The sequence below is a fragment of the Rossellomorea sp. RS05 genome (assembly GCF_039822645.1).
Classification (GTDB): domain Bacteria; phylum Bacillota; class Bacilli; order Bacillales; family Bacillaceae_B; genus Rossellomorea; species Rossellomorea marisflavi_B.
Genome location: NZ_JBDKWY010000002.1, coordinates 332,888 through 347,364, shown reverse-complemented (window position 1 = coordinate 347,364; position 14,477 = coordinate 332,888). Strand labels below are relative to the sequence as shown.

Annotated in this window: 6 protein-coding genes and 2 riboswitches; of the genes, 1 reads left to right on the top strand and 5 read right to left on the bottom strand. The window is 49.9% G+C overall.

Annotated elements, in window-relative coordinates; genetic code table 11:
* Positions 1-140 precede the first annotated feature (140 nt).
* The 3 genes from nagE to gltB form a co-directional block, all read right to left on the bottom strand.
* Positions 141-1,595, bottom strand: coding sequence for an N-acetylglucosamine-specific PTS transporter subunit IIBC (nagE, locus tag ABJ225_RS09465; RefSeq protein WP_347319826.1), 1,455 nt, complete (start codon positions 1,593-1,595; stop codon positions 141-143).
* 260 nt (positions 1,596-1,855) lie between these two features.
* The gene (locus ABJ225_RS09460) at positions 1,856-3,343 is read right to left on the bottom strand and encodes a glutamate synthase subunit beta (RefSeq protein WP_218246916.1); all 1,488 of its coding nucleotides are present in this window, start codon (positions 3,341-3,343) and stop codon (positions 1,856-1,858) included.
* 16 nt (positions 3,344-3,359) lie between these two features.
* Positions 3,360-7,961, bottom strand: coding sequence for a glutamate synthase large subunit (gltB, locus tag ABJ225_RS09455; protein ID WP_347319824.1), 4,602 nt, complete (start codon positions 7,959-7,961; stop codon positions 3,360-3,362).
* 645 nt (positions 7,962-8,606) lie between these two features.
* Here gltB and ABJ225_RS09450 point away from each other — a divergent pair.
* Positions 8,607-10,142, top strand: coding sequence for a glycoside hydrolase family 10-like protein (locus ABJ225_RS09450; RefSeq protein ID WP_347319822.1), 1,536 nt, complete (start codon positions 8,607-8,609; stop codon positions 10,140-10,142).
* A 63-nt stretch (positions 10,143-10,205) separates the two neighbouring features.
* Here ABJ225_RS09450 and metE read toward each other — a convergent pair whose 3' ends face one another.
* Together metE and ABJ225_RS09440 are read right to left on the bottom strand one after the other, a co-directional pair.
* A complete protein-coding gene (gene metE / locus ABJ225_RS09445) occupies positions 10,206-12,479 on the bottom strand; it encodes a 5-methyltetrahydropteroyltriglutamate--homocysteine S-methyltransferase (protein ID WP_347319820.1) in 2,274 nt (757 codons plus the stop codon).
* Positions 12,480-12,618: 139 nt separating this feature from the next.
* A riboswitch (cobalamin riboswitch) is annotated at positions 12,619-12,803 on the bottom strand.
* Positions 12,804-12,864: 61 nt separating this feature from the next.
* Positions 12,865-12,973: riboswitch (SAM riboswitch) on the bottom strand.
* A 153-nt stretch (positions 12,974-13,126) separates the two neighbouring features.
* Positions 13,127-14,458, bottom strand: a complete 1,332-nt coding sequence (locus tag ABJ225_RS09440) for a 6-phospho-beta-glucosidase (protein ID WP_347319818.1) — start codon at positions 14,456-14,458, stop codon at positions 13,127-13,129.
* Positions 14,459-14,477 lie beyond the last annotated feature (19 nt).

Sequence of the window (14,477 nt, the reverse complement as noted above, 5' to 3'; positions counted from 1 at the left end):
CTCCTATCAGGCACTGCCTGTTGATTGCAGATTCTTCTATGAATCTAGTGTTAGTGAAAAGTATAGACCATTTTCAGCAAATGAAAAACCTCTTGTCACTAAAAACCCCCCGGATCCTGAACGATCCGGAGGGCAGCCAATCATTTTCTTATTTTGTGGATTTCATCCGCGACGAATTGTACGGATGTACCGACGATTACTTGAATGCTATGTTCTCCTACAACATGTATGCCGGGCACACCTGTGCGCCTGATCCTGTTCTGATCCACGACGTCCATATTATCCACTTCGATTCGCAGACGGGTTACACAGTTATCAACGGATGTCACATTTTCGTCTCCACCAAGGCCCGCATAGATCTCAGTAGCCATAGCTGAGAACTTATCTTCCTTTGATGTCTCAGGCTGAGCCGTCTCTTGAACGGCTTCTTCCAAGTCATCTTCTCCCCTTCCAGGTGTCTTAAGATTGAACTTCACAATCAAGAAGCGGAAGAGGAAGTAGTAGATCAGTCCGAAAACGATTCCCTGTACGAGGAGCATGTAGGGCACATTGGCGATCGGCAGTCTTGAACTCAGTAAAAAGTCGATAAGCCCTGCCGAGAAACCAAATCCGGCCGTCCAATGGAAGAACGCCGCTACTGCAAGTGATAAGCCCATAAGCACCGCATGCACAAGGAACAGCACAGGTGCCGCAAACATGAAGGCAAACTCAAGGGGCTCTGTCACACCAGTGAAGAAGGATGCAAAACCAGCCGCAAGCATGAGGGACCCGATCTGCTTCTTCTTGCCCGGCTTTGCCGTATGGTAGATGGCAAGCGCCGCAGCCGGAAGACCGAACATCATGATCGGGAAGAATCCGGCCATGTACATGCCCGTAATGCCTTTATCCCCTTTTCCGGACCAGAAGTTCCCGATATCATTGATTCCCGCGACGTCGAACCAGAATACAGCGTTCAACGCGTGATGAAGGCCTGTCGGAATCAGCAGGCGGTTAAAGAACCCATAGAGTCCGGCACCGACATAGCTGAGGGAACTGATGGCCTCCCCGAAGGCAATCAATCCTGAGAAGATGAGCGGCCACAAGAAAAGCATGATGACGGAAACCACAAGCATAGAAACGGCCGTCATGATCGGCACAAGCCGCTTGCCACTGAAGAAGGCGAAGGCATCAGGAAGCTTCACTTCACTGAAGCGGTTGAAGTTCCAAGCCGCTATGATCCCGCAGAGGATCCCGATAAACTGGTTGTTGATTTTGCCGAAGGCTATATTGACCGAATCAACATCGACACCCTGAAGCATGGCCACGCTATCCGGGGACAAAAGGGTGGTAATGATCAGGAAGGCCACCAAGCCGCTGAGAGCCGCCGATCCATCCTTTACTTTAGTCATTCCGAGGGCAATCCCGATGGCAAACAGGAAGCCCATGTTGTTAATCAGCGATTCTCCTCCCTTGATCAAGAAGGCGGCAAAAGGATTATTACCTCCCCACCCATCAGAATCAATCCAGTAACCGATTCCCATAAGAATGGCAGCCGCAGGAAGGACTGCAACCGGTAGCATAAGAGATTTACCGATTCGCTGCAAATAGTTCATCATACACATTTCCCCCTTTTTTCTTTAAGATGCTCAACACATTATAATTTCATAAACCGGGGCAATTCTATAGGAAAATGAACATAATGATAAATTGCCCATGCATCCGCCTCTTACAAAGAGACGAACAGGACATAAAATCCTATAGTAGACGATATTCGCAGATTGTGCAATTTAGAAGAAAGGGGAATGGATGTTTTTTGGTCTCTCACCACAAAAAAAGACCCTCCGGATTCCATATTCCGAAGAGTCTTTCCCTCTTATTAAGGCAGTTGGGTCGCACCCATCAGGTAGCGGTCGCACTCCCTCGCTGCTTCCCTGCCTTCATTGATCGCCCATACAATCAGGCTTTGGCCGCGTCGCATGTCACCGGCGGCGAATACGCCTTCCACATTGGTCTTGTAGTCACCATATTCCGCCTTCACGGTTGAATTTTGGTTCGTTTCAAGTTCCATGGCCTTGATGAGATCCTGTTCAGGACCACTGAATCCGATAGCGAGAAGAACAAGGTCAGCTGGCCACGCCTTTTCACTTCCCGGGATTTCCTCACGGATTTTGTTGCCTTCTTCATCATAACGAAGTTTCACATTGACCGTGTGTACTTCTTTGATATGCCCATTCTCGTCACCGACGAATCTCTTCGTCATGACAGCATACGCGCGGGGGTCGGTACCGAATGTTTCTTCTGCTTCCTTCTGGCCATATTCAACCCGGTGAATCACTGGATACTGCGGCCACGGATTGCCCACCTCATCACGCATGGCGCCTTTCTTGTCATAAATGTCGAACTGGGTGAGGCTCTTGCAGTTGTGTCGTACAGAAGTAGCGAGGCAGTCTGTACCCGTATCCCCGCCTCCGATCACAATGACATTCTTGCCTGCGGCAGAGATATACTCCCCGTCGCCGTGATTGGAATCCAACAGGCTCTTCGTGTTGGAGTGCAGGAATTCCATAGCATAATGGACGCCCTTCAATGCACGTCCTTCCACCTGTACATCGCGATGGACTGCAGCTCCTCCGCACAGGATGACGGCATCGAAGTTTTCACGCAGCTGTTCGACGGTATAGTCCTTCCCGACTTCTGTATTGGTCACAAAGTCGATCCCTTCTTCCTCAAGGATCTTGACCCTGCGCTCCACTACAGAATAGGGGAGCTTCATTTCAGGGATCCCGTACGTGAGAAGACCACCCACGCGGTCATGCTTCTCAAATACGGTCACTAGATGACCCGCTTTGTTCAGCTGCGCAGCCGATGCAAGCCCGGCAGGACCGGAACCGACGACAGCAACCCGTTTGCCCGTACGGTGCTCCGGCGGCTCAGGGATCACCCATCCTTCCTGGAATCCCTTCTCGATGATGGAACGTTCTACCGTGCGGATGGCAACGGGCGGCTCGTTGATGCCGAGGACACATGCCCCTTCACACGGTGCCGGGCATGCAAACCCTGTGAACTCGGGGAAGTTATTCATTTGATGCTCCCTCTTCAGCGCTTCCTTCCATTGCCCCTGGTATACGAGATCATTCCATTCGGGGATCAGGTGATAGACCGGACAGCCTGTAGTGGAGCCATTGATCTCCATTCCCGATTGACAGGTGGGAACGCCGCAGTCCATGCAGCGCGCTCCCTGATTCCTGACTTCCTGTTCCGATAGGGGGAGTGTGTAGTCGTCCCAGTCCTTCGTCCTTTCACTAGGATGCCTTTCCTTTAATGTTTGCCTGCTGTATTCCATAAAGCCAGTCGCTTTTCCCATGAGTCCCCCTCCTTTTCTACTTCGCTGTTTCTAGCACTTTCTTTTTCTCTTCCTTCGTTCCTTCTTCAAATGCGGCCATCTCTGCATCGAATTTCTCAAGGCCCTTGCTTTCGAATTCACTGATCCGTTCTTTCATTTTCAGATAGGATTTCGGGATCACCCGCACGAATTTCGATAGATAGGATTCCCAGTTTGCAAGGATTTTGCGACCATTATCACTATTGGTATACGAGACATATCGCTCGATCATTTCATACAATTCTTTCGATTCTTCGGGATCAAACAGCGGTTGCACATGGACAAGCTCCTGATTGCAGCGGCTTCGGAACGTTCCATCGTCATCCAGTACATACGCGACGCCTCCGGACATTCCGGCAGCAAAGTTCCGTCCCGTCATACCCAGAACAACAACCTTTCCACCCGTCATGTATTCACATCCGTGATCTCCGACTCCTTCGACCACCACGTCGGCACCGCTGTTACGGACACAGAAACGTTCTCCCGCGATACCATAAATGTAAGCCTCCCCTGATGAAGCACCATAGAAGGATACGTTCCCAACGATGGTATTGCGCTCAGGGATGAACGTAGCCGTCGGATCAGGATGAACGATGATTTTACCTCCAGATAATCCCTTCCCGACAAAGTCATTGGAGTCCCCAACAAGTCTCAACGTAAGGCCTTTTGGGATAAAAGCCCCGAAGCTTTGACCGGCCGACCCCTTGAAGGTCAGGCGGATTGTATCTTCCGGAAGTCCCTCCGCGCCGTAGCGCTTCGTGATTTCACTTCCGAGCATCGTTCCCGTAACACGGTGGATATTCCGGATGGCTGTGGTCCACTCTACTTTTTCACCTTTATCGATGGCGTTCCGGCAGCGTGGAATAAGCTCCTGATAATCCAGGGTCTTCGTCAATTCATGATCTTGTTTGCGCGTTGCATACCGAGTCACTTTAGCAGGTACATCAGGCTGATAAAGAAGGGCGGATAAATCGATTCCCTTTCCTTTCCAGTGGTCGATGGCTTCATTCGCTTCAAGGACATCGGTCCTTCCGATCATCTCATTGATCGTCCTAAATCCGAGCTGGGCCATGATCTCCCTTGCTTCCTGAGCCACAAAGCGCATGAAATTCTCGACATGTTCAGGGTCACCCATATATTTCTTCCTCAGTTCAGGATCTTGTGTGGCAATCCCTACCGGACATGTATTCATATGGCATACTCTCATCATCACGCATCCAAGTACCACAAGTGGTGCCGTTGAGAATCCATATTCTTCTGCTCCGAGCAAGGAGGCGATGACCACATCTCTTCCGGTCATCATCTTCCCGTCCGTTTCCACGACGATCCGGTCCCTTAGATGATTGAGGAGCAAAGTCTGATGGGCTTCTGCAAGACCGATTTCCCACGGGAGGCCAGTGTGCTTCAAGCTCGTTCTCGGAGCGGCACCGGTCCCTCCGTCATAGCCTGAGATCAGGACCACGTCGGCCCTTCCTTTGGCTACCCCGGCAGCAATCGTCCCGACACCGACGGCAGACACGAGCTTTACGCTGATGCGTGCGCGGGGATTGGCGTTCTTCAGATTGTAGATGAGCTCGGCAAGGTCTTCGATGGAATAGATATCATGATGGGGCGGAGGTGAGATAAGCTCCACTCCAGGGGTGGACCCCCTTACTTCTGCTACCCAAGGATAGACTTTCTTACCCGGAAGGTGACCTCCTTCTCCCGGCTTCGCCCCTTGGGCAACCTTGATCTGGATCTCGTCTGAGTTGACCAGATAATGACTGGTGACACCAAATCTCCCTGAAGCTACCTGCTTGATGGAGCTTCTGCGGGAGTCTCCATTTTCATCTGGCTGGAAGCGTTCCGGATGTTCCCCGCCTTCGCCGGAGTTGCTTCTGCCTCCGATCCGGTTCATGGCGATAGCCAAAGCTTCATGGGCTTCCTGACTGATGGAGCCGAAGGACATGGCCCCCGTCTTGAAGCGGCGGCAGATGCTTTCCACCGATTCCACTTCGTCAATCGGGATGGATTTCGCATCCTTGAAGGACAGCAGGCCTCTTAACGACTGCAGATGTTGCTTCTCGTCAGTGAGCATGCGCGAATACTTTTTAAATAGCTCGTAATCATTCGAGCGGCAGGCGTGTTGCAGCGTATGGATCGTACTTGGATTGTAAGCATGGTCCTCTCCCTTGTTCCGGTACTGGAATTCATCTCCTGATTCAAGGGTCCGATTCGGGTCTTTGCGATCGGCATAGGCCTTGTTATGGCGCATGAGAACTTCCTTCTCGATCAGATCGATCCCAATTCCACCTAGCCTCGACGGGGTACGGGTGAAATAGCGATCAATGACCTCGTTTTGGATACCAACGGCTTCAAAGATCTGTGCACCCCTGTAGCTCTGAATGGTTGATATCCCCATTTTCGAGAGAACCTTGACCACTCCATCCGTTGCAGCCTTTACGTACTTATCGACAGCTTCGTCGAAGGTCTTGCCGCTGATTTCACCGTTTCCGATCATACTGTGGAGGCTTTCATACGCAAGATAAGGATAAATCGCTTCGGCTCCATAGCCGAGGAGTGTGGCAAAATGATGGACCTCCCTCGGCTCCCCTGATTCCAGGAGAAGGCTTACTCTCGTACGTGTCCCCTTCCGGATGAGATGATGGTGCAGCGCGGATACGGCCAAGAGTGCAGGAATTGCAGCCTTCTTCTCTTCGACACCTCGATCGGAAAGGATGAGGAGCGTCGTTCCTTCCTCGACTGCTTGATCTGCTTGTTCGAAGAGGCGTTCCAGGGTAGGAGTCAGTAGATCTCCTTCTTCCGTCACCTTGAAAAGGATGGACAGCGTGACGACTTTGAAACCCTCTTCACGCTGCTGACGCAGTTTTTCAAATTCGGTCCCGTTAAGGACCGGTGTCTCAAGATAGATATGGCGACAGCTAGCGGGTGTCGGTGCAACGAGATTCCCTTCGGCACCGATTGTCGTTCCGACAGAGGTGATGATCTGCTCCCTGATGGCATCGATCGGCGGATTCGTCACCTGTGCGAATAGCTGTTTAAAGTAGTTATAAAGAAGCTGCGGTTTCTTCGAAAGGACGGCGAGGGGTGAATCATACCCCATGGACCCGACGGGATCCTTCCCTTCAAGCACCATCGGCTTGATGAGCTTATTGAGTTCCTCGGTCGTGTAACCGAAAGCCTGTTGCTGCACCACTACCTCTTCTTCTGGTATCGTTTCCGGCTCCCTTACAGGATCGGGTAGATCCCTCAGATTGAATTTATTCTGATCGAGCCAGTGGCGATAGGGTTGTTCGGACGCAACACGCAGCTTGATTTCCTCATCAGGTATGATCCTTCCCTTTTCAAGGTCCACTAATAGCATTTTCCCCGGCTGCAGCCGATCTTTATAAACAATATCATCAGCGAAGATATCCAGTGCACCGACCTCGGAACCAAGAACGATCATGCCGTTCTTCGTCACATAGTATCTGGCTGGACGCAGGCCGTTACGGTCAAGACATGCACCGATTTCCTTGCCGTCAGTGAATACAAGGGCAGCAGGCCCATCCCACGGTTCCATGAGACAGCTGTGGTATTCATAAAAGTCTTTTTTCTTCGGATGGATGGTTTCATCATTTTCCCACGGCTCCGGTACCATCATCATGGCCGTGTGGGCAAGGGATCGTCCCGATAGATGCAGGAATTCGAAGCAGTTATCGAACATGGAGGAATCACTGCCTGTCTCATCGATCACAGGAAGGATCTTTTTAAGGTCTTCGTCATTGAATGCACTGGATTCGCACAGTTTCTCCCTTGCTCTCATCCAATTGACATTGCCGCGAAGGGTATTGAATTCACCATTGTGGATCGTATAGCGGTTCGGATGCGATCGCTGCCAGCTGGGGAAGGTATTCGTGCTGAAACGGGAATGCACAAGAGCGAGGGCAGAACGGAATTCAGGGTGATTAAGGTCGATGTAAAAGGAGTCCAGCTGCTCAGGCACCAGCATCCCTTTATAGACGATGGTGGTCGACGATAGACTGCAGATATACACGTCTTCCTGTCCTTCTACATTGGCTGCCTCATTTTCAATCCGTTTGCGGATCACATACAGCTTGCGTTCGAAGTCCATGCGTGTCTCCATATCATCGGAAGCACCGATGAACACCTGACGGATGAACGGTTTGGACTTCGATGCCACTTTCCCCACGAAGGAATCATTCAATGGCACCGGTCTCCAGCCAAGAACCTCCTGACCTTCTTCCTCGATGATACGTTCAAAGATCTCTTTGCTTTTCATTCTCTTTTCATATTGTTCAGGGAGGAAGACCATCCCGACCCCATATTCTCCTTTACGTGGAAGGAAGATGTCCTCTTTCTCGCACTGCTTCTTGAAGAAATGATGGGGGATTTGAGTAAGAATACCAGCACCATCGCCGGTGCTGGTATCAGCGGACTGTCCTCCGCGGTGCTCTAGGTTACAGAGAATATTGATCGCATTTTGCACGATACTATGTGATTTGCTTCCATCAATGTTGGCAATCATCCCGATCCCGCATGCTTCATGCTCATGAAGGGGGTTATATAATCCTTGTGCCGCCGGAAGATTCGTTTTCATTCAATGTCCTCCTCTACTCATGTGTATAAAAATTGAATAAATACCACCTGATGCATTTAGTTGATTTTCGTTAGTATATCATGAAATTTAGAAAAAACGAAAAATTTAGTCATTAAATCCACCTCTATTTATACCAAAATAGTTGGAAAAGTAGTCGTGTACAATAAGCCGGACCCTATGGATTTCCGCTAATTTTCAGAATCTTTAAAACCTTGATTTGACAATAAAGTAATCGTTTACATTTTCATTCTGAAAAAGCGCGTCCACAGATGAATTTTCATACAAATATATCTTTAAAAAAAATTTTTTTGTCAGACTGTTTTACAAAGTGATTCCAGGTCAATCTTCAAGGATGATTTCGGAAGAACGATGAGAATGGGTATCTCAGCGGAGGACACGGCCGTGCCAAGGTAAGTGGATATCAACGTTATTTACCCACTATTCCTAAAGATCAAACCGTAGTACTAAACGACTAGCATTCACTAGCATCCATTCACTCTAATGGAACTATATACCACAGAACTACCCACCTCTATAATGAAGTTAGAAATATTATTTCACAGAATTATCAGTTATTAGTGAAGTGTTATTTCACCGAGTGTTTTGAAAGCGTTTGCTATTCGAAACAAGAAAGGGAGGAGTTCTATGAAAAAAGGAAAGAAGGCAATTGTCGTAATCCTGCTTCTGGCCCTGCTCGCCCCTATGTGGGCTGGACAAGCTTCTGCATCGGCACAGCCAAAGCATGAGATGCGTGCCGCATGGATTGCCACTGTTCAGAATATCGACATGAAGGCAGGGATGGACAAAGCCGCCTACACGTCATGGGTTCAATCGACTCTGGATGATCTTAAAGAAAGGAAATTCAATACGGTCATCTATCAGGTGAAACCGACCGTCGATGCCCTCTACCCCTCAGATCTTGCCCCATGGTCGAAATACATCACCGGTAAAGCTCAAGGAACCGACCCTGGATATGACCCCCTCGGCATCATGCTTGAAGAAGCCCACAAACGGGGAATCGAGCTCCATGCATGGGTGAATCCCTACCGTGTCACCATGCCGGGCATGACGCTTAACGACCTTGATTCTGGCAATGTGGCAAAGCTTCACCCTGACTGGGTGCTGAAGTACGGAAGCCAATACTATCTGGATCCAGGTCTACCTGAGGTCCAGGAATACCTCATCGAGGCCGTGGAAGAGCTCGTAGCCAATTATGATATTGAAGCCGTTCACATGGATGATTATTTCTATCCGTACAAGATTGCCGGACAAGACTTCCCTGACCAAGCTACATACGAGAAATACGGCAAGGACTTTGATTCGATCGAAGACTGGCGCAGGAATAATGTCGATGTCCTCGTCAAAGATATCAATACTTCCATCAAGGATATGAAGGAATGGGTCCAGTTCGGTATCTCTCCATTTGGCGTCTGGAGGAATATTGCCAAGGACCCAACTGGAAGTGATACGACGGCAGGCCAGACGAATTACGATGATCTTTACGCCGATACGCGTCAGTGGATCAAAGACGGCAGCATCGACTACATCACTCCGCAGATCTACTGGTCCCGGGACTTTGCCGCTGCAAACTATTCCATCCTCCTCGATTGGTGGAGCAATGAAGTGACCGAGTACGCCTATGAGCACCCCGTTCATCTCTATATCGGGACGGCTGACTACAAGGTTGGTGACAACTTCGATCAGCAGTGGTACGACCAGTATGAACTACCGGAACAGATACTGGATAACCGTGAAAACGGCACGGCAAAAGGACAGATGCATTTCTCCCTTCAGCAGCTCTATAACAATCGCCTGGGATATGCGGATATCCTGAAGAATGAAATCTATACAGAAACAGCCTTGACGCCGCCTACTCCTTGGAATAACAGGGAACTGCCGAAAAAACCGACCAAAGTAAAAGGGAAATCCAAACATGGCAGTGTCAAACTTGAGATTGAAGATAAGAAACACACTGCAAGAAAGTTTGTCATCTACCGGTTTGACGGTCCTCGTGTAGGCGATTATAATGATCCTGCCAACATCATCGATGTCGTCTACGCAGATGAAGATTCCTACACAGACGTTCTTCCTGGTAAGGGACTCTACACGTATGGAGTTACATCTGTATCCGATACCGGTCTTGAAAGCCGCGACGCCAAAACGGTACGTGTTAAACATTAGGTCAAAGCAAAGTGCGGACAGCCCGGCCCTCAGACGGGTGCTGTCCGCACTTTTTATGTTCGTTCACTGTTGGGCTGCAAGAACGGTTTCCCTCATCTTCTTCGCTGCCTCCACCATCACAACGAGTGCTTCGATGGTTTCGTCGGTTCCGCGTGTTTTCAAACCACAGTCAGGATTGATCCAGAAAAGTTGCGGATCGAGGACGCGAATGGCCCGTTCAATGTTCCGAGTCATCTCCTCGAGCGTCGGAACCCTTGGGCTGTGTATGTCATAGACGCCGAGACCGATACCTTGACTATAGGTGTTTTCCTCAAAGGAATGAATGAGATTCCCATGACTCCTTGACGTTTCGATCGATATGACGTCCGCATCGAGCGCTTTGATACTCTCGATGATTTCCCCAAACTCCGAATAGCACATATGGGTGTGGATTTGCGTACTGCTTTTCACAGATGACGTCGCAAGTTTGAAAGCGTGGACGGCAGCTTTTAGATATCCTGCCCTCTTTTCTTTCTGCAGGGGCATCCCCTCCCTGAGGGCCGGTTCATCGACTTGGATCATGCGGATTCCATTCTCCTCGAGGGCTTCGACTTCTTTTCTCAAGGCCAGGGCAATCTGATTGGCCACATCATAACGCGGAATGTCTGTCCGGACAAATGACCAGTTCACGATTGTGATTGGACCAGTCAGCATGCCCTTTACAGGTTTTTCAGTCAGCGATTGCGCAAAGACCGTTTCATCCACTGTCATCGGTTCTTGGAAGCTGACGTCCCCGTGAATGATCGGAGGCTTTACACAACGCGATCCGTAGGACTGCACCCAGCCATTCTTCGTGAAGGCAAATCCCCCAAGCTTTTCACCGAAGTATTCCACCATATCCGTCCGTTCAAATTCTCCGTGCACCAGTACGTCCAAACCGATTTTTTCCTGGATGTCGATCCACTTCTCAATCTCTTCCTGGATGAACGTCCGGTAGTCCTGATCGCTTACGTCTCCCCTCCTCCACTTAAGCCGTTCTTTCCGCACCTCTTTAGTCTGAGGAAAGCTTCCAATCGTAGTGGTGGGGAAGAGGGGAAGACCGAGCTCTGACTCCTGAACGACCCGCCTCTCAGAGAATGGAGCACGTTGAAGGACTTCATTTCCGACCAGTTGCTCACTGTCTCTGAGTGTTCGGGATGGTTCGATATTGTCGAGACCGTCAGAGCTTTCCTTCAACTCATTTGAGATAGAAGGACGCCCTTCCTTGACCGCCTCCGTAACCGTGACGATTTCCTGCAGCTTTTCATCTGCAAAAGAAAGTGTGCGTTTGAGGTGTTCCCTCAGCCCTTCCTCTACTTTGACCGTGACGGGCACATGGAGCAGGCTCGATGACGGCTGAATGATTAACCGATCCTTTGAAACAATGCCCTCCAATTGCTTAAGCGAGGAGAGAGTCCGATCAAGATCTGCTTTCCAAATATTCCTTCCATCAATGAGTCCAGCAGCCAAGACCTTATCTTCTGGGAATCCATGGGTGTTCAGTGCCTGACGATTCCCTCCACCATCGTGTACAAAATCCAATCCGATCCCATGTACCGGCAGCCTGACCACCCTCTCATAGCGACTGACGCGATCAAAGTAGGTTTGAAGAATGACCTTGATTCCAGGTGCTGCCTTGATCAACGTGTCATAGACCTGCTCAAGCACCGTCCACTCATCCTCTGTCAGGTCGGTACAAAGCACGGGTTCATCGATCTGAACCCATTCGGCACCAGCCTCTTCAAGCTCCTTGAGAATGGAACCATACAACGGTACGAACCCATCGACCACGCTATCAAACTCTTCGAGGTCATATCCTTTGGACAGCTTAACGAACGTAACTGGTCCAAGGAGCACCGGCTTTCCAATGATGCCAAGCTGCTCCTTCGCCTCCTTGAAGTAGCGAAGCGGGGAATTATCGGCCAAAGAAGGCGTAGCTCCTTCCAGTTCGGGAACGATGTAATGGTAATTCGTGTTGAACCACTTCGTCATCGTGGATGCCACCGCATCCCCCGTCCCCCTTGCCATACCGTAATACGTTTGCAGCGAGACCTTCCCTCCCTCATGACCAAACCGCTTCGGGACCACCCCGAACATGGCGGCCGTATCCAATACATGATCATATAGGCTGAAGTCCCCGACGGGAATCAGGTCGATTCCTGCATCCGACTGCTTTTTAAGATGACGAAGGCGGATTTCATCTGTCTTCTCCACAAATTCTTCTTCCTTTAGCTTTCCTTCCCAAAATTGTTCCAGTGCTTTCTTCCACTCTCGTTTCTCACCGATCCTCGGGTAACCGAGATTTGAACTTTTCACCATATTGCTCACTCCTTCTCATTTTCTCTCCAATAAAAAAATCTCCCTTTCAGAGAAAGAGAGATTTTGCGCGCAATGAATAAACGTCGACATTCCTATGATGTCAACACGCGTTCCTCACTCCCCTCTATGACCCGTAGAGCTTAAGTGCACACAACAGGCAGGTCTCCTGACTCAGGTTCATCACGCCTTATCCCTTCCCATTCCCTTTAGAAACAGTGGATGTGATAAGTTGCTTCCCTTTACAGTGGCGGGACCGTACCGGACTTTCACCGGTTTCCCTTTTCAGCCATGCTTCCACACGGCACCTGTCGCATCTTCCTATTCAGTTCTCACCTCAACGAAAAAAGCCTCTCCACGATAGAGAGGCCCGGTAAAGGGATGTCCTCTCTTATTTTCCAAAGCATGACGCTTTGCAGGAATTAGCACCTTTTCAACAAGTGTTGAATGGTTGCCGGGTTTCACAGGGCCAGTCCCTCCACCGCTCTTCATAAGAGTATCGATCATATATTTGTCCGTTGAATAGGGTAATACTAGCATGCCAGCTTTTACTTTGTCAAAATATTTCTAACATTCGTCCGAAGGTCCTATTTGCCGTAGGGGTCACTCCAGCAAAACTCGTTGCCATAAAGAATGCCCCCTCTGGCACTTCAGAGGAGGGTCGACTTTGCATGGAACGCAGGAAGAAATTCGCGGTGGACGTCCAGCAGTTCATCCAATAATGGTTTTGCTCTTGAATCACTCGTAACCAGTGGATTGATTGCCATGGCGAGGAGGGCTTTTTCGTAGGAGCCTGACACGGCTGCTTCTGCCGCGGTCCGCTCAAAGGATTTGATCTGTTGAACAAGTCCGCTGACGGCTACAGGCAGTTCACCTATATGGATCGGTTTAGGCCCTTCTTTGGTCACGACACAGTTCAATTCCACGGCGGACTCATCAGGGATGCCCGTGATACTGCCATCATTTCTGACGTTCAGGGTCTGTACATCCCCTTTATCATTGAAGATTGAAGAAATCACATTGCAGGCGGCATCGCTGTAGTAGGCTCCTCCGCGCTCTTGAAGCTGCGGGGGCTTCACATCAAGGTCTTCGTTTTTATACAGCTCGAACAATTCATCTTCCAATCGTTGGACCACCTCGGCACGGGTTGTCCCCGTTTTGAATTCTTCCAGCTGCTTCTCGAGGATCTCACTGGTTTTGTAAAAATACCGGTGGTACGGACAAGGTATGACTCCGAGAGCCTTCAAGAAGACAGGATCCCATGGCAGTGGGGCGATATTTTTCATGCTGAGCTGCTTATCCTCATCACCCATCAGTTCCAGTACCTCATCAAGAGCGGACACCCCATCGACGGTGACATCCAGTCCGTACACCATATGATTCAAGCCGGCAAAACGGATATCGACGGAAGCGACCTCTACACCAAGGAGCCTGGCAATGGTCATCTTCGTATTGATCGGCAGGTTGCATACGCCCACGACTTTGGAATGCTTGCTGTATCGGAGCAACGCCTCCGTCACCATCCCAGCAGGGTTTGTGAAATTGATCAGCCATGCATCAGGGCAAAGACGCTGCATATCCTCTGCAATCTCAAGAAGAACTGGAATGGTGCGGAGGCCTTTGAATAGTCCACCTGCCCCGTTCGTTTCCTGCCCGATCATCCCGTACTTGATCGGCAGCCTTTCATCCTGAATCCTTGCCTTCAGCTGACCGACCCGCATCTGGGTTGTAACAAAATCCGCATCCTTCAGTGCTTCCTCCCTGTCCAAAGCCAGGTGAATGGTCATGGGGACACCGGCCATAGACACCATCCTCCGCGCAAGACTCCCGACAATTTCGAGCTTTTCTTTTCCAGCAGGGATATCCACTAGCCACAGCTCTCGGACAGGCAGCTCATCATATCGATTGATCAACCCTTCCACAAACTCCGGCGTGTAGCTTGAGCCACCGCCGATGGTCACGATTTTTAAGCCTTTATTCATGAACGCTCCTCCTCCTGTA